This window comes from Streptomyces aurantiacus, from assembly GCF_027107535.1.
Taxonomy (GTDB): domain Bacteria; phylum Actinomycetota; class Actinomycetes; order Streptomycetales; family Streptomycetaceae; genus Streptomyces.
The window spans coordinates 9,260,287-9,276,994 of the sequence record NZ_CP114283.1 but is presented as its reverse complement, the minus strand read 5'-3'; the positions used below and the strand labels follow the sequence as shown (position 1 = coordinate 9,276,994).

Below are 16,708 nucleotides of genomic sequence, written 5' to 3'. Positions count from 1 at the left end.
GGCCGGGAGTCACGCCGGGAGGTCGTGGTGGGGCCAGCGGGAACGGGCCTGTTCGCGGGAGCGGAGCAGGGCCAGGGTGGGGAGGCCGCGGTCCGCGTCCCTGGACGCCGCCAGGAGGTCCGGGAGCTGGGGCAGCGGGGCCACCGCGGCGACGTCGTCCAGGACGAGGGTGAGTGGTGGGTCGAGGCGACCGGAGGATGACCGTTCGGCCATGCGCCGGCCGCGCTCGACCACGCTTGAGGCGAGGGCCGTCAGGAGGGGCATGGCGCCGGGATTCGACCTCGGGTCCTCGATGGGTTCACCGACCACATACAGCGTGCCCCCTTCGTCGACGAAGGAATCCAGGGTGAGGGTGTCGGTTCGGTTCGCGGTGCAGGCTTCCCGGACGTTGACCGTGAAGAGGGCGGAGAGCGCTCGGGCCGTCAACTCCTGTGCGATGTCCCGGCGTTCGGGGTGCGAGGTGAGGGCGGCTTCGAGTTCGCCCGCGGAGCCGGAGGCAGCCTTGGGGTTCGTACGGAGGATGCGTACGGCTTCCTGGACCTGGGTGCCCTGGGCCCAGCGGTGGACGTGGCGGATGGTGCGGCCGTCCACGGCGGCGGCGTGGAGGTAGCTGCGCAGCAGGGTCTCCGCGGTGTCGGCCACCGCCTGGTCGATCCTGGCGGTGGGGCGGACCGGGGCGAGGAGGGCCGCGGCCCGGGCCCTGGCGGTGTCCTTGGTCTCGCAGCCGGCGGACGGGGACCAGTGGAGGCGGGCCGGGGTGTCGCAGAGGTGGGAGGGGTCGTAGAGGAGGACGGGGCCCAGCTTGGCGCGGGCGTCCTTCGTTTCCGACCAGAGTGCGGGGTTGGAGGTGATGACGAGGGCGGCGCCGTCCGCGTCCCGGATCGCCTGGACGGCGAGGGGGTGGCGGGTCTCCGGTGGGCCCAGGACGACCGGGCCCCGCGGGGTGGGCACCGTCAGGGCCGTGCTCTCCGCGTGGATGCCTTCCCAGGGGCCCATCCGGTCGGCGGCGGCCACGGAAGGGGCGGACTCCATGGGTGGGGCGGACTCCGTCGCCGGTACGGGGTCGGCCACCGGTACGCGTTCCGTCGCGGGGTGCGGGGCGGTCTCGCGTGGCCCGTTTCCGGGGCGCGGTGCCGCCTTCGGCTCCGGTTCCGGCTCGGGCGTGGGTTCGGGCGCCGTGGAGACTGACGCAGTCGCGGCCCGCGTTCTGCGTCTGGTCCTGCCCGCCTTCCATCTCGCCACCGTCCCCAGCACGAACACCGTGAGGACGACCAGCACCATCACCTGGCCGATGAACAGGCCCCAGAAGAGCCCGTACCCCGACAGCTGAGCCGCCGGTGTGTCCGGCCAGGCCCCCGGGATGTCGTGGGGGGTCTCGACGAGGTGCCGCATGGCCAGGGGCGTACGGCGGAAGGTGACCTCGGCGGGCCAGGAGCCGTGGGCGAAGAGGCCGGCGAGGCCGGTCGCCGTCCACACCATGACGCTCATGCCGAGGACGAAGGCCAGGAGGCCGAGCAACAGCCCGTCGGGGATGCCCCCTTCGCCGCCGCGGTGGCGGTCGCGATCGTCCGGTCTCATCTCGGGCCGCTCCTCTACGCCACCGTGGACTCGGACGAGTCGTCGAGGTCGCTCAGGTGTTGCTCCATGAACGCCGCCGCCCGCTCCTCGGCCTCCAGTTCGGCGGCGCGCAGGGCGTCGTCCGCGAGGTGGTCGACCGACGACTCCGTCATGGCGCGGTCGGTGAAGACGAGTGGCCGTTCCGTCTCGGTGATCAGGTGCTTGACCACCTGGACGTTGCCGTTGACGTCCCACACGGCGATGCCCGGCGTGAGGGAGGGGATGATCTCGACGGCCCACCGGGGCAGGCCGAGCACCCGGCCCGTCGATCTGGCCTCGTCCGCCTTCTGGGCGTAGATCGTCCTCGTCGAGGCCATCTTCAGGATCGCCGCGGCTTCCTTCGCGGCGGCCCCGTCCACGACGTCCGACAGGTGGTGGACCACCGCCACGAACGACAGGCCGAGCCGTCGTCCGAACTTCAGCAGGCGCTGGAAGAGCTGGGCGACGAAGGGGCTGTTGATGATGTGCCAGGCCTCCTCGACCAGGAAGATGCGCTTCTTCCGGTCGGGGCGGATCCAGGTGTGCTCCAGCCACACGCCGACGATCGCCATGAGGATGGGCATGGCGATGGAGTTGCGGTCGATGTGGGACAGGTCGAAGACGATGAGCGGGGCGTCGAGGTCGATGCCGACCGTCGTCGGGCCGTCGAACATGCCCCGCAGGTCACCGTCGACCAGCCGGTCGATGACCAGGGCGACGTCCAGGCCCCAGGCCCGTACGTCGTCTATGGCGACGTTCATCGCCTCGGCCGACTCCGGCTCGGGGTGGCGGAGTTGCTCGACGATGTCCGTCAGGACGGGCTGGCGGTCGACGATCGACTCGTTGACGTACGCGTGCGCGACCTTCAGGGCGAAGCCCGAGCGCTCGTCCAGGCCGTGGCCCAGCGCGACCTCGATGATCGTCCGGAGCAGCGCGAGCTGGCCGGTCGTGGTGATCGCCGGGTCGAGCGGGTTGAGCCGGATTCCCATGTCCAGGGCGGCGGTCGGGTCGAGCCGGATGGGGGTTATACCCAGCTCACGGGCGATGAGGTTCCATTCGCCGTCCCCGTCCTCGCCCTGTGCGTCGAGCACGACGACCTGGCGGTCGCGGAACCTCAACTGGCGCAGGACGTACGTCTTCTCCAGCGCCGACTTGCCGTTGCCGGACTCGCCGAGGACCAGCCAGTGCGGCGCCGGGAGCTGCTGTCCGTACAGCTGGAAGGGGTCGTAGATGTAGCCCTTCCCGGAGTAGACCTCGCGGCCGATGATGACGCCGGAGTCGCCGAGGCCGGGGGCGGCGGTCGGCAGGTAGACGGCCTGGGCCTGGCCGGTGGACGTGCGCACCGGGGGCCGGGTCGTCTCGACCTTGCCGAAGAGGAAGGACGTGAAGGCTTCCGTGAGGACGGTCAGCGGATCCCGCATGAAGTCCTACCTCCGGATACCGGTCGCGAACGGGAGCGTGTTGACGAAGGCCCGGTGGTGTTCGCGGTCGCACCACTCCAGCTTCAGATACGACTTGCCGGCCGAGGCGCGGATGGTCCGCTTGTCGCGGGCGAGCGCCTCGGGGTTGCGGGAGGAGACGGTGATGTAGCCGACGAGGTTGACGCCGGCGGCGCCGCTCGCGAGGTCCTCGCCGCGCTGGTCCATGCGGTTGTGCGAGGCGACGTCGCGGGGGTCGACGGTCCGGTTCATCTTGGCCTGGCGGCTGGCCTCGGCCTCGTCGTTGGTCTTCTCGGTCAGCATCCGCTCGATGGCGACCTCGGTGGGTTCGAGGTCCATGGTGACGGAGACCGTGCGGATCACGTCCGGGGTGTGGACGAGCAGCGGCGCGAGGAAGTTGACGCCGACCGGGGTCATCGGCCATTCCTTCACCCAGGCCGTGGCGTGGCACCAGGGGGCGCGGGTGGAGGACTCGCGGGTCTTCGCCTGGAGGTAGGTCGGCTCCATGGCGTCCAGTTCGGCCGGCCAGGCGTTGCGCTTCGTCATCGCCTGGATGTGGTCGATGGGGTGGTCCGGGTCGTACATCGAATGCACGAGGGAGGAGAGCCTGCCCTGGCCGAGGGGCTGGCGTACCCGGATGTCGGCCTCCTGGAGCCGTGAGCAGATGTCGGTGAGCTCGCGGGCCATGACGACGGCGAGCCCGGCGTCCTTGTCGAGCTTCTTGCCGCCCTTGGGGCGGGCGGCGCGGGCCATCGCCTGGGCCTCCGCGGCCAGTTCGCGGGAGTAGTGCATGCAGGCGACGAGGTAGGCGCGGTGCTGTTCGCTGCTCGTCGACACCATGGACTGGAGCTGGTCGTACGACTGCTGGAGCCAGCCGGGGGACCGCTCGTCGCCGCGTACGGCGACGTCCTTGGCGTGGGCGTCCGGGTCGGCGGGGAGTGTGCGGGCGAGGATCTGGAGGCGGGTGACGAAGCCGTCGCCGTTCGCGACGTGCTTGAGGAGGGTGCCGAAGCGGTCGACGAGGGCCTCCTGGTCCTCGCTGTCGCGCAGGCCGACGCCCGGGCCCTCGATCTCGATCGCGGCGGTGACGGTCTTGCGGTCGGCGTGCAGGAGGACGGCGATCTCGTCCGGGCCGAAGGGGGCCGCGAGCCAGGTGATGCGTCCGATGCCCGGGGGCGGGCCGACCTCGACCTCGCGGCCGTCGATGCGGGTGCCGGACTCCATGACGTCGCTGCGGTAGGCGGTGCCCGCGCGCAGGCTGCGCTTGTAACTGCGGTTGATCTCGAACCACTTGTAGAAGGTCCGCCGCTTGTACGGCACGTACACGGCGGCCAGCGCGATGAGCGGGAAGCCCATGAGCAGGACGATGCGCAGTGACAGCACGGGGACGAGCAGGCCGCACATCATGCCGAGGAACGCGCCCGCGATGATCAGTGTGATCTCGCCGGACTCGCGGTTCCGGCCGACGATCGCGTTCGGCCGGGCGCGGCCGATCAGATACGTACGGCGGGGCGTGACCGGATGGGACGCATGGGCCACATGTGAGTCGGTCGTCAACGCCCTTCACCTCCCGTGCGGTTGTTGCTGCTGTTGCGTGTGTTGGCGGCGTGGGGGGTGTTGACCGGGCTGCTGCGGGGCGGGGGTGCGGCGGAGGGGACGGATCCGCCGCCGCCGGACGAGCCGCGTGAGCTGTGGGCGGCGACGCCGCCGGAGGCCGGGTTCGAGGGGCGGGCGCCGCTGTTGCCGCCGCCTCCGCCGTTGTTGTCGGCGCGGGTGCTGTGGGTCTTGATGCCCTGGGCGACGAGGGTGGCGGGGGAGCTGATGACGGCCGCGGCCTTGCCTTCGGCGCCCTGCATGATGCGGTTGTTGCGGGAGCCGGCGATCTCGTCGCCGAAGCCCGGTACGAAGCGGTAGATCATCGCGCTCGCGAAGATGGCGAGCAGGATGATGGCGAGGCCGGAGACGACGGCGGAGAACGCGTCGGGCCCGTCCTCGGCGGACAGGGCTCCGGCCAGGCCGAGCACGATCACGATGACCGGTTTCACGAGGATGACGGCGATCATGATGCCCGCCCAGCGGCGGACGTGGCCCCAGAGGTTCTTGTCGACCAGGCCGGCGTAGACGACCGTGCCGAGCAGCGCGCCGACGTAGAGGAGCGCGGCGCGGATGACCAGCTCCAGCCACAGCACGCCCGCCGCGAGGATCGACACGAGGGACACCACGATCAGCATGATCGGGCCGCCGCCGATGTCGGTGCCCTTGTTCAGGGCGCCGGAGAAGTTGCCGAAGAAGGTGTCCGTCTGGTTGCCGGTCGTCTTGGCGAGGACCTCCGCGACGCCGTCGGTCGCCGATACGACGGTGTAGAGGATGAGCGGGGTGAAGGCCGAGGCCAGGACGGTCAGCCAGAGGAAGCCGATCGCCTCTCCGATGGCCGTGCTGAGGGGGACGCCCCGCACGGCCCGCTTGGCTACGGCGAGCAGCCACAGGAGGAGGGTGAGGATCGTCGACGCGGCGAAGACCACCGCGTACTGCTGGAGGAACGTGCTGTTGGTGAAGTCGACGGTCGCGGTGTTCTGGACGGCGTCGCTGAGCTTGTCGATGGTCCAGGAGGCGGCTTTGGCGCAGCCCTTGGCGAGGGAGGCGAGGGGGTCGAGGGTGTCGCTCACGCCGGGGGCGGTGCCGGGTCCCGTGCTGTCGCCGGTGTCGTTCTCGCAGATCCGCTTGGCCTCGCCCGAGAGGAGGCCGCAGTTGTCGTTGGACGGCGTGGGCGTGGGCGTCGGGGCCGCGGCGGCACGGGTGGCGAGAAGAACGGCGGTGGTCTGTACGGCTGCGAGGGCCGCCGCGACCGTGCGCACGCGGTGTGGGCTACCGGGCATACGTGAACCCTCCGTACTCCTCGACGGCCTTCGAGATCTCTTCGGATGTCGAGACCTTGTTGTCGCCGTTGACCGGCGCGGGACCGTCCTTCTGGGTGAAGGTGTCGATCTTCCAGTCGTCGTCGGCCCAGCGCATCTGGAGGGTCATGGTGAACCAGTCGCTGGTGACCGGGTCGGTCGAGTTCTCCGCCGCCATCCCGAAGACGCCCGCGCACCAGACCTGGACGGTGGTCGTGCTGTCGGAGTAGCTCGTGACCTTGGTGCCGACCGGCATCGTGCGGGAGACGTACGTGCTGCCGGTCGGCGCGGTGCCGTTCTCGTCCAGGCCGATCTTCTCCAGGAAGGCCTTGTCGTAGGTCTTGTCGAGTCTGTTCTCCAGTTCGGAGACCTTGTCGGCGGCGAACACCTGCTGGACGATCTCGCCGCGTCGTGCGGGCTTGAGGATGTCCGCCGAGACCAGCACCACCGCGTAGTTCGCGGCGGCGGACTCCGCCCCCTGCCGGTCGTGCGCGAACCCCGAGGGGATTCCGCCCGCCTTCGTCTTCACCGGCTGGTTGCCGGAGGCGGCCGTGGGCGCGCTCTCCGCCTTGTCGCCGTCCGCGGCCGCGCCGGAACCGGAATCGTCGCCGCCACGGTTCGCGAAGGCGATCGCCGCGATCAGGAGCACGACGACGCCCACGACCGTCACGAGGCTGCGTGACGACGAACGGCCGCCGCGTCGTGCCCCGCCGTAGACGTCACCGGCACTGTCGGGCAGCCGCGTGCGCGTCTGGCCGGTACCTCCGTACCCGCCGTCCTCGCCGCGTGCTCCGTGCTCGTCGCCGAGACTCATGCCGCGTACGCCCCCTCAACCTCTTGCTGAACCGCGTAGTACGACGGTAGCCCCGCTGGTTCCCGCGCGGACGCGGTGTGGTGACTCGACATCAGGGAAAAGCAACCTCAGCCGGTGGGCACGACGGACGGGTGGGGTGGGGGAGGGACCGGGTGTGCCCGGCCGGGTCGGAGGCCGCCGAGCCGGCGGCCGCCTAGACGGCCATGCCGTACACGATGGTGAAGAGCGTGCCGAGTGAACCGATGATGAAGACCCCGGTGAGACCCGCGACGATCAAGCCCTTGCCCTGCTCCGCGCTGAACGTGTCGCGCAGGGCCGTGGCACCGATGCGCTGCTTCGCCGCACCCCAGATCGCGATGCCGAGGCACAGCAGGATGGCGACCGCCATCACGACCTCGATCATGATCCGTGCCTCGTTGCCCAGGCTGCCGAACGGGCCCCAGTCCGGGGCGATTCCGCCGATGATCGTGTTGATGTCGCCCTTTTCGGCTGCGAAAAGCATGGTAAGTCACCGCCCCTAGTGGGTTGTTCTGCACCCCCTGCCACTCTGCGCAGAGGTCAGGGTCATTCTCGCTGACAAAGACGCTCTCGCATGTCGACTTGGCGTCATTGATTGGCGGGTTTCGTACGAATCTCTTGTGACCGGCCCTCGCGGGACCCTTCCGGGCGCGGGGGACGGTGTGTGAGAAGGCGTATGGTCACTCTGTGTATCACGGCAGGTCACGCCGGGCAATGAAGTCGAACCGGAACCTGTGGTGTGGTTCCGTCGTTAGCCCCTCTTACGCGACTACCGCTTCGTGGGGGCCGACTCCGCCCGTCCACCGAGCCCGACGCCGTCCCATGTGCGCCGGTCCGTCGTGCCGATGTACTCCGGGCCGGACGTCTCCTGGTGAGTAGACGCCGCCCGCTGTCCGCTCGGTGAAGGCTATCCCGGGTGGGGCGGTGCGATGTGCCGGGGTGTCAGGTGCGGGCCCTCTCATGGTCCTTCGTACGGTCCCTCCTGCCGGGGGCGGCCGCCGGGAACGGCCATGGGCCGCGGCGGATGCCGCGGCCCATGGGTCCGGTCGTTCGGAGGTGACGGTCGGTTGTGATCGCTCGACGTGGCGGTCGGCTCCGGTCGCCGCCTGTGCTCGCCGGCGGTGATCGCGGACGGTGACGGCCGGGCCGTGACGGTCAGCCGGTGAAGGCCGCGAGGCCCTGGGGGGTGCCCAGGCCGGTCGGGCCGTCGTAGCCCGCCCTCGCCGTGCAGAGGTAGGCCGTGGCGCAGGTGCCGTTGCTGCCGCTCGTCACGTCGTTGAGGGAGGACGTGCCGGCCGCCGTGTACGGGAACTTCGCCGGGTAGGAGCTGGCGGTGGGGGTGCCGGCGAGGGCGTACACACCCGCGATGACCGGGGCCGAGGCGCTGGTGCCGCCGAAGGTGTACCAGCCCGCGGTGACGCCGTAGGAGTCGTAGACCGAGACGCCGGTCGCCGGGTCGGCGACCGCGGACACGTCCGAGACGGCGCGCTTGGCGCAGCCCGTGTCCGTCTGCCAGTTCGGCTTCGTGTCGTACGCGGAGCAGCCGGAGCCGGTGCCCTCGGTGCTGCTGGTCGACCAGACCTTCTCGGTCCAGCCGCGGCCGGAGGAGTCGGAGGAGAGGGCCGTGCCGCCGACCGCGGTCACGTACTGGGAGGACGCCGGGTACTCGGCGCCGTAGCCGCTGTCTCCCGCGCTGACCGTGATCGCGACGCCGGGGTGCTTGAAGTACGAGGTGTCGTAGGAGGCGTCGGAGGACGACTCGCCGCCGCCGTAGCTGTTGGACACGAACTTCGCGCCGAGGGTCACGGCCCTGTTCACCGCCGTGCCGAGGTCGGCCATGGAGGACGACTTGGCCTCGACGAGGAGGATGGCGCAGTTCGGGCAGGTCGCGCTCGCCATGTCGAGGTCGAGGGAGATCTCCTGGGCCCAGCCGCTGTCGGCGGTGGGGAGGGAGGTCGTGGAGCCGGTCTGGCCGACCTTCCTGAAGCAGCCGTTGGCCGTGGTGCAGGCGGAGAGGCCGTAGTGCGAGCGGTACGTGGCGAGGTCGGCCTCGGCGTTCGGGTCGTCGTACGCGTCCACGATGGCGATCGTCTCGCCGGAGCCCCTGGAGGCGGCGGCGGACGTCAAGCCGTACGCGTTCTGGAGGTCGCCCGGGCCGTAGCCGGAGGGGGTGGAGGCGTCCGCGGCCCTGGGTGCGACGCCGTCCGTCCTGGCCTCGGCCCTTTGGAATGCGGTCGTGCCGCCGGTGACGCGCAGCGCCTTGCAGGCCATCAGTCCCTTCCGGGGTGTGGCGCAGGCGCGGCTCCAGGTCACCTTGCCGGCCGTCGGTTTGGCGGGGGCGGCCGGTGCGGCGGCCGCGTGGCCGGCGGCGCCGAACCCGGCGAGGAGCAGTGCGGCGGTGGCGACGGAGACGGAGCCGAGGCGGCTCCATCTGCCGCATATGGAGCGTCTGTTCGAGGTGGTGTGGGGGGTGGTGGTACGCAACGGACAGCCTCCTGGGCGTGGTTGACAGGAGCAGCGCGGGTGCGGTCCCGCCGGTGCGGTGTCCCCGGCGGAGGGCCGAGCGGCCCGCGGACGACCATTCCTTGTTGGGTACGTGACAACAAGGAGCGTTCTGGAATCCTGACCTCCGCCTTACCGAACCCGGCCCGCGCCTTACTGATCAATGGCTGTGCGATGGCAAGGCGCTGGCTGTGACTTGACCGGACTCACAGGGTCGGCGGGCCGCAGCAATATTCGCACGTGCTTATATAAGTCAAGGCTGATAGCTTGGGGTCGTGCACGCATTCGACGTACTCGGCGACCCCGTACGCCGCCGCATCCTGGAGCTGCTCGCCGACGGGGAGAAGAGTTCCGGGGCGGTGAGCGAGGTCATCAGGGACGAGTTCGGGATATCGCAGCCCGGTGTCTCGCAGCACCTCAAGGTCCTGCGGGAGAACGGCTTCGCCACGGTCAGGCCGGAAGGCACCCGTCGGCTCTACGCCGTGAACTCCGATCCCCTGCGCGACATAGACGCCTGGCTCGACCGCTTCCGGCGTTTCTGGACGTCCCACCTGGACGCCCTGGCCACCGAGGTGGCCCGGGGCAAACGCGAGCGCCGGCTCGGCGAGCGGTCCGGCGACGGCGACGACCGACCCTCACAGTGAAGGACACCCCCATGATCGACGTCACCCATCAGATCAACGCCGTGCGGCGCCATGTCGGCAGCCGTGTCATCGAGACCGGCGAGGGACACGTGGTGACCCTGAGCCAGACGTACGACACGACCGTCGACGATCTCTGGGACGCCTGCACCAACCCGGTGCGGATCCCCCGCTGGTTCCTGCCCGTGTCAGGCGACCTCCGGCCCGGCGGCACGTACCAGCTGGAGGGCAACGCCAACGGCACCGTCGAGCGGTGCGACCCGCCGAAGGGTTTCTCCGCCACCTGGGAGTTCGACGGGAACGTCAGCTGGATCGAGGTCCGGCTGACCCCGGCGGCGGACGGCGGCGCGCGGTTGGAGCTGGACCACATCGCACCCGACGACGACGAGAAGTGGGCGCAGTTCGGGCCCGGCGCGGTCGGAATCGGCTGGGACATGGCCCTCATCGGGCTCACCCTGCACCTGGCCTCCGGCGCGGCCGTGGACGCGCAGGAGGCCATGGCCTGGTTCGGGAGCGAGGAAGGGCTCCGGTTCGTCACCCTGAGCAGTGAGCGCTGGTACGCGGCGAGTGTCTCCGGCGGCGAGGCCGAGGAGGTCGCCCGGGCGAAGGCTGACCGCACGACGGCCGCGTACACCGGCGCCGACGCCGAGTCCGACTGACGTCGGTCAGGTCGTGCCGTCCCCGTCCCTGTCCCCGGCGCCGGGCCCGTCGATGTCGACGCCCTCGACGAAGTGGTCGAACTCGCCCGCCTGTACGCCGAGTACGAAGGCGTCCCACTTCTTCCGGGTGGTCGTGACGACGGTCTCGGGGTCGCTGGTCTCGCGGATGTAAACGAGGTCGCCCGGGCCGAAGGCCAGCTCGATCCAGGGGCCCGGGCCGGTCGCCTCCGGCGGCGCGGCGCGTTCCCAGGTGAGGTCCGTGGGGAGGTCAGACATGGGCCGGCTTCTCCTTGAGCACGCGGACGAGGGCGGCGAAGGCCCGTGGGGAGGCCCCGAGCACGGAGTGGGCGGGGTCGCCGCTCTCGGTGAGCCGGACGGCGCCGGTGGGGGAGGCGGCTATGTGTACGCAGGAGTTGCCCTGGGCACAGAAGGACGACTTCTGCCAGGTGGGCTCGGGCATCTTGGGATTCCTCACAGGTGCTGGACGACTTTGTGGATGAAGTCCCGCGACTGCGCGGGCGGCAGTGCGCTCGCCTCCATGCGGTCCAGCAGTACGCGGTACATGTCGAGCTGGGCCTCGGAGTCGAGGAACGCCGGGCCGTGGGACTGGTCGAGGTTCACGGTGTCGAGCTGCGGCACGGGTCCGTCGGAGTAGTAGATGGACTGGCCCGACCCCGGGAAGGTACCGGCGTCGAACGGGATCACGTGGAGGGTGATGTGGTCCCGCTCGCCCATGTCCAGCAGGTGTCGGAGCTGGGTCCGGGTCACCGTCGGGCCGCCGAACTTCATGCGCAGGGCTGCCTCGTGGATGATCGCCTGGTGCGGGGTGGGTGAGTCCCGGTGGAGCACGGCCTGGCGCTTCACGCGGAAGGACACCCGGTGTTCGATGTCGGGCGGGGACATCTCAGGTACGTCCTGGCGGAAGATCTCACGTGCGTAGTCCGTGGTCTGGAAGAGGCCGGGGATGTGCACGGTGACGGCGGTGCGCAGCCGCGTGGAGTGGTGCTCGACCTCGGCGAGGTCGAGCAGTACGGCGGGCAGGAGTTCCCGGTACTCCTCCCACCAGCCGCGCGCCCGCCCGGCCGCCATGTCGCTGAGCGCGTCGACCAAGTCCTTGTCCCCGCAGTCGTACTGGCAGGCCATGGTGCGCACTCGTTCCGGGCTGACACCTGTGCGCCCGGCCTCCACGTTGCTGATCTGGTTCTGCTGCACGCCGAACAGTCGGCCGGCCTGGGTGGACGTGAGGCCCGCCCGCTCCCGGAGCTTGCGCAGCTCGGTGCCCAGACGGAGTTGACGACCCGTCGGGTTGCTTCTCACGGGTTGCCTCGCCTCCTCTTCACTCACACGAGTGGTTGATCAGAGCTTCCTGAGGATTCGAGTAAGAACGTACTCAGGTGCCGCTACCTACTGCTGGCCAACGCCCACCTTCACACCCACGGCCCCTACGCCCTGCATCTGCGTACCGCCGAACCCGGGCGGTACCTGCGTACCGCCGAACCCGGGCGGCTCCGCATCGGTGTGTGGGACTCCGACCCTGCCGTCCCCCGCGGCTTCGACGACCTGGTGGTTCACACGGGATTCTCAGACGGGTCCGGGGTTTCTCTCACTCCGCCGGGCAAGGCTCTTCCGCGATGAAGCGTCCCACCCGTCTCCCCTTCCTCGTCGCCGTCGCGCTGCTGGCCACCGGGTCGGTTCCCGTGGCGGCCGCGCACACCCGGGCGCGTACGCCCGAACGGCTCGGCGTCACCGCGACGGCTCCCGCGACCGCCGCCGACGCCCGGGTGGGCGTGCTCGTCAGCGGCGGGGAGCACTACTGCACCGCCTCCGTCGTGCACAGCCCGCGGCGGGACCTCGTCGTCACGGCCGCCCACTGTCTGAGCGGGGGCGGGGACATCGTCTTCGTGCCCGGATACCGGGGCGGGGAGGCGCCGTACGGGAAGTGGACCGTGACGCGGACGTACCTCGCCGACGGGTGGAAGGAGAGCCAGGACGAGGACAGCGACGTGGCGTTCGCCCGGGTCGTCCCCACGGGCGGCCAGAAGGGCGGTTCGAAGGGCGGCGCCGAGGTCGAGGACGTCGTGGGGGCCGACCGGCTGCTCGCCGGGCGGGGCCGGAGCCCGGTGGGCGGGGCGGTCACCGTCGTCGGGTATCCCAAGGTGCGCGAGACGCCCGTGAGGTGCACGGCCACGTCCACCGCGTACGGCGGCGGCCAGCAGCGCATCGAGTGTCCGGGATACAGCGGGGGCACCAGTGGCAGCCCGTGGACCGACGCGCGGGGGCGGATCGTCGGAGTGCTGGGCGGGTTCCAGGAGGGCGGCACCACCGACGACGTCTCGTACAGCGCCGTCCTCGGGGCCGAGACCGCCGCGCTGTATCAGGAGGCGACGAAGTGACCTGTGTGAAAAGGTCAGTTCGGTGCAGGCACTGAGAGAACGGGACCCCGCTCACATAGGCGCGTACACGCTGCTCGCGCGGCTGGGCGCGGGCGGGATGGGGCAGGTGTACCTCGGGCGGTCGCCCGGTGGGCGGCTCGTGGCGATCAAGGTGATCCGGGACGAGATCACCGACGATCCGGAGGCACTGGCACGGTTCCGGCGCGAGGTGGAGACCGCGCGGGTGGTGCGCAGCGCGTACACGGCGAACCTGATCGACGCGTCGCTGGACGCCGCTCCCCTCTGGCTGGCCACCGAGTACGTGCCGGGGCCGACGCTGAGCGCGGCGGTGGCCGGGCGGGGGCCGTTTCCCGCGGACAGCGCGCGACGGCTGTTCGCGGCCCTGGCGGAGGCGCTGGCGAGCGTGCACGGGTACGGGGTGACGCACCGGGACCTGAAACCGCAGAACGTGATCCTCTCGCCGCAGGGGCCGCTGCTCATCGACTTCGGCATCGCGCGGGGCACGGCGGACACGGGGCTCACCCGGACCGGACTCACCCCGGGCACGCCCGGATTCACCGCGCCGGAAGTGCTGCGGAGCAACGAGGTGGGCCCGGCGGCGGACGTGTTCGCGCTGGGCGCGACGATGGCGTACGCGGCGACCGGCCGGGCGCCCTTCGGGGCGGGACACGCGCACGCCGTCTCCTACCGGGCCGTCCACGAGGACGTCGACGTGACCGGTACCGAAGCGGGACTTGCCGCGCTGATCCGGGAGTGCGTCGCGAAGGAGCCGGCCGGACGGCCCGCCCTCGACACGGTCATCGCCCGCTGCGCGGTCTCGGCCGCGCTCGCCGACGACCCCTTCTACCGGCCGCTGGCCGACAGCGGCGACACCGCGCCGCCCGACCTCCCGGCGGCCGTCGCCGCCGGGCTGGTCCCCGCCGGGCACGGGACGGCGACTCCGCCGGCCCACCGGCCCACGGTCGGGCCCGGATACGTACCGACGGCCGTGCCCGGATACGTACCGACGGTCGTGCCGGCCGCCGCCCCGCAGGCGTCCGCGCGGGCGCGGCGTACCCGGCTGGTCGCGGGGGTCGTGGGCGCCGTGGTGCTGGGCGCCGGGTCGATCGTCGCCTGGCAGATGCTGCCCGACGGCGGCGGGAACGAGGGGGGCGGCGGCGGGTCGTCGGCCTCTCCGTCGGGCTCGGCGGGCGCCGGGGCGCGGAAGGTCCCGGCGTACATCGAGGACAACAGGATCTCCCGTGACATATGGACGCTCTCCGAGAAGCCGGACGAAGCGGCACGCGGCATCGGCCAGTGCGCTCAGATCGGCGCGGTCCCTCCGCCGGAGGAACTCCAGTACAGCGCGCGCGACGCGGACCAGCCCACGCGCGCCGATGTGAGCGGCAGGGCGAAGATCTCCTTCCGCTTCAAGTACGCGGAGCTGAAGAACAAGGCGCCCGAGCCGTACTACGTCTCGGTCGGTGTGAAGCCGCCCCACGACATCGACCCCGACACGGGCCGGCCGTACGTGGACGTGATGGGCCCCAACAAGACGATCGGCTACACCAGCAAGCCCGTGGACATCTACCGGCAACGGCGCAGCGGCGGGTACGTCGAGCTGACCTATCCCGACGACTTCCGGCAGCACCGGGCCGGTCGGACCGAGGACGCGATCCCCGTCACCAACGACCCGGGCGACTGGACCGCGGTCTTCTATCACGTCGGGGGAAGTTCCACCGACTACGAGAGCATCGGTTGCACCGGCTTCCGGGTGGGAAGCTCCTAGACTGGTGTCGGCGAATTCCGGAGCTGCGGAGGGCGGTTGACGGTGCGTAAGGCCTGGATCGTGGCGGCCGCTGCCATGGGGGCGGGGCTCAGCTTCGTCATGGTGCTGGTCGTCGGGGTCTACATGGTCGCCGGGAACCTCGCCAACGGCGTGGGGCCGGGGGCCGTCGGACTGGCCAAGGGGGCCGTACCGGCGGCGTACCAGTCGCTCGTGCGGAAGTGGGGCAATCTGTGCAGCGCGATCAACCCGGCGCTTCTCGCCGCGCAGTTGTATCAGGAGAGCGGGTTCAATCCCACCGCCAAGAGTCCCGCCGCCGCGCAGGGGATAGCGCAATTCATCCCCGGTACGTGGGCCACGCACGGAATCGACGGCGACGGCGACGGTGACCGCGACGTATGGGACCCGAATGACGCGATTCCGTCGGCCGCGAAGTACGACTGCACGCTCGCCAAGTACGTCAAGGACGCACCCGGGGACCCGACGGCGAACATGCTCGCCGCGTACAACGCGGGGGCGTACGCCGTCATCAAGTACGGGGGCGTTCCGCCGTACAAGGAAACGCAGAACTACGTGAAGACGATCACGACGCTGGAGCAGAGTTTCGCCGCTCCGGTCGGTCGTGTGCAGCCCTCGCAGCAGGCCGCCGCGGCCATCCACTACGCGCAGCAGAAGCTCGGGACGCTGTACCTCTGGGGCGGTAACGGCACCGCTGACCAGGGAGGACGCTTCGACTGCTCGGGGCTGACCAAGGCCAGCTACGAAAGTGTGGGGATCACGCTGCCCCGGGTGGCGAACGACCAGTACAACGCCGGGCCGCACCCCAAGCGGAGCGAGCTGCTGCCGGGGGACCTGGTCTTCTTCTCGGACGACCTCACCAACTCCCGGGCCATCCGGCACGTGGGCATCTACGTCGGGGGCGGGTACATGATCAACGCGCCCCGGCCGGGTGCCGTGATCCGGTTCGACCCCATCGACACCCCCGACTACTTCGGGGCGACCCGCGTGACCGAAGATGGCGCGAAAGCATTGCCCACCTCTGTGTGAAACCCTCCCCTGAGCTGCAGCGATGTATCTCTCTTAGATAACGTCTGAGTGATCATTCGGTGGAGGGTGGAACGTATTGAAGGGGAGTGTGCGTTCCTGTTCCTGTAGCCGACGACGGGGGTTGTGGCGCGGCGCATCCGGTGGGGTGCGTCGGAAAGATGACGACGAAGGGCCGTTGCACCATGGCTGGACTCGCCGATTCCGGGTCGAACCCAGACGTCGACTTGCTCTATGACATCAATGGTCTCGCCAAAGACGCGCCGCACTGGTTCGACCGCGTCATGGAGTTCGTGGGCGAGTGGGGGCTCCTGCTCGTCATGGTCCTGCTGGTGCTGTGGTGCTGGTGGGGCGTGCGACGGCGGGGCGGAGAAGACGCCGCCTCTTCCGTGGCCTCGCTGATCTGGGCGCCGCTGGCGGCCGCGGTCGCCGTACTCGTGAACGTGCCGATACGGGGCTTTGTCGAACGACCCCGGCCCTTTGTGGACCACGAGGGCCTGGAAGTCCTTATCGGCGGCAAGAGCGACTATTCGTTCGTGAGCGACCATTCGACTCTCATGATGGCGATGGGTGTCGGGCTTTTTGTCGCGAACCGGAAGTTCGGGCTCGTCGGGATAGGGCTCGCGCTGTTCGGCGGCTTCTGCCGGGTTTATATGGGCGTGCACTATCCGACGGATGTCATCGGCGGATTCGCTCTCGGCACCGCGGTGGTTCTGCTGCTTTCACCGCTCGCCATGGCTTTGCTGACGCCGGTCGTGAGAGCGGTGGAGAGGTCGCCCCGGGTGGGGTGGCTGGTCCGGGCGCGTGGCTCCGTGAAGAGCTCCGCGAAGAGCTCCGCCGGGGAGCAGGGGGATGTGCTTCCCGGGGCTCGGAGCGAAGCTGAGCAGCGGGATCTTGCGGCGTAGCCAGGGCTGCCGTGTTCGTTGCCGGGTGCCGCTCGGTG

Annotated in this window: 16 protein-coding genes; 6 read left to right on the top strand and 10 right to left on the bottom strand. The window is 70.4% G+C overall.

From position 1 onward, the window contains the following. Positions 1–9 precede the first annotated feature (9 nt). From O1Q96_RS42960 to O1Q96_RS42930, 7 genes are all read right to left on the bottom strand, one after another. Positions 10–1,578, bottom strand: coding sequence for a type IV secretory system conjugative DNA transfer family protein (locus O1Q96_RS42960; protein ID WP_269253256.1), 1,569 nt, complete (start codon positions 1,576–1,578; stop codon positions 10–12). A 14-nt stretch (positions 1,579–1,592) separates the two neighbouring features. Then, positions 1,593–3,017, bottom strand: a complete 1,425-nt coding sequence (locus O1Q96_RS42955; RefSeq protein WP_269253255.1) for an ATP-binding protein — start codon at positions 3,015–3,017, stop codon at positions 1,593–1,595. A gap of 6 nt (positions 3,018–3,023) precedes the next feature. After that, positions 3,024–4,592 (bottom strand): SCO6880 family protein, encoded by a 1,569-nt coding sequence (locus O1Q96_RS42950; protein ID WP_269253254.1) that lies wholly within the window; start codon positions 4,590–4,592, stop codon positions 3,024–3,026. After that, on the bottom strand, positions 4,589–5,911 hold the full coding sequence (locus O1Q96_RS42945; RefSeq protein ID WP_269253253.1) for a hypothetical protein: 1,323 nt from the start codon (positions 5,909–5,911) through the stop codon (positions 4,589–4,591). Before O1Q96_RS42945 ends, O1Q96_RS42950 begins: the two co-directional genes overlap by 4 nt. Next, complete coding sequence (locus O1Q96_RS42940) at positions 5,901–6,743, bottom strand: DUF8175 domain-containg protein (RefSeq protein WP_269253252.1); 843 nt, start codon at positions 6,741–6,743, stop codon at positions 5,901–5,903. Before O1Q96_RS42940 ends, O1Q96_RS42945 begins: the two co-directional genes overlap by 11 nt. Before the next feature lie 193 nt (positions 6,744–6,936). Further along, positions 6,937–7,245: a hypothetical protein gene (locus tag O1Q96_RS42935; protein ID WP_217452740.1), complete on the bottom strand. Its 309-nt coding sequence runs from the start codon at positions 7,243–7,245 to the stop codon at positions 6,937–6,939. A 671-nt stretch (positions 7,246–7,916) separates the two neighbouring features. Beyond that, entirely contained in the window at positions 7,917–9,245 is a 1,329-nt protein-coding gene (locus tag O1Q96_RS42930; protein WP_269253251.1) for a S53 family peptidase, read from the bottom strand. 293 nt (positions 9,246–9,538) lie between these two features. Between O1Q96_RS42930 and O1Q96_RS42925 the strand changes: the two genes are divergently transcribed. Both O1Q96_RS42925 and O1Q96_RS42920 read left to right on the top strand, forming a co-directional pair. Beyond that, positions 9,539–9,907 (top strand): ArsR/SmtB family transcription factor, encoded by a 369-nt coding sequence (locus O1Q96_RS42925; protein ID WP_269253250.1) that lies wholly within the window; start codon positions 9,539–9,541, stop codon positions 9,905–9,907. 11 nt (positions 9,908–9,918) lie between these two features. Continuing rightward, positions 9,919–10,563, top strand: a complete 645-nt coding sequence (locus O1Q96_RS42920) for an SRPBCC family protein (RefSeq protein ID WP_269253249.1) — start codon at positions 9,919–9,921, stop codon at positions 10,561–10,563. Between the two features lie 6 nt (positions 10,564–10,569). Here O1Q96_RS42920 and O1Q96_RS42915 read toward each other — a convergent pair whose 3' ends face one another. Genes O1Q96_RS42915 through O1Q96_RS42905 form a run of 3 tightly spaced genes read right to left on the bottom strand, consistent with a single transcriptional unit; the run spans position 10,570 to position 11,880 of the window. Next, positions 10,570–10,839, bottom strand: a complete 270-nt coding sequence (locus O1Q96_RS42915; protein WP_269253248.1) for a DUF397 domain-containing protein — start codon at positions 10,837–10,839, stop codon at positions 10,570–10,572. Next, complete coding sequence (locus O1Q96_RS42910; RefSeq protein ID WP_269253247.1) at positions 10,832–11,023, bottom strand: DUF397 domain-containing protein; 192 nt, start codon at positions 11,021–11,023, stop codon at positions 10,832–10,834. Before O1Q96_RS42910 ends, O1Q96_RS42915 begins: the two co-directional genes overlap by 8 nt. A gap of 11 nt (positions 11,024–11,034) precedes the next feature. After that, complete coding sequence (locus O1Q96_RS42905) at positions 11,035–11,880, bottom strand: helix-turn-helix domain-containing protein (protein ID WP_269253246.1); 846 nt, start codon at positions 11,878–11,880, stop codon at positions 11,035–11,037. A gap of 314 nt (positions 11,881–12,194) precedes the next feature. Between O1Q96_RS42905 and O1Q96_RS42900 the strand changes: the two genes are divergently transcribed. The 4 genes from O1Q96_RS42900 to O1Q96_RS42885 all read left to right on the top strand — a co-directional run bounded on the left by O1Q96_RS42900 (position 12,195) and on the right by O1Q96_RS42885 (position 16,670). Beyond that, a complete protein-coding gene (locus tag O1Q96_RS42900; RefSeq protein ID WP_269253245.1) occupies positions 12,195–12,956 on the top strand; it encodes a trypsin-like peptidase domain-containing protein in 762 nt (253 codons plus the stop codon). A 22-nt stretch (positions 12,957–12,978) separates the two neighbouring features. Continuing rightward, positions 12,979–14,724, top strand: coding sequence for a serine/threonine-protein kinase (locus O1Q96_RS42895; RefSeq protein ID WP_269253244.1), 1,746 nt, complete (start codon positions 12,979–12,981; stop codon positions 14,722–14,724). A gap of 36 nt (positions 14,725–14,760) precedes the next feature. Beyond that, a complete protein-coding gene (locus O1Q96_RS42890) occupies positions 14,761–15,768 on the top strand; it encodes a C40 family peptidase (protein WP_269253243.1) in 1,008 nt (335 codons plus the stop codon). A gap of 182 nt (positions 15,769–15,950) precedes the next feature. Then, entirely contained in the window at positions 15,951–16,670 is a 720-nt protein-coding gene (locus tag O1Q96_RS42885; RefSeq protein WP_269253242.1) for a phosphatase PAP2 family protein, read from the top strand. The last annotated feature ends 38 nt before the right edge of the window (positions 16,671–16,708 follow it).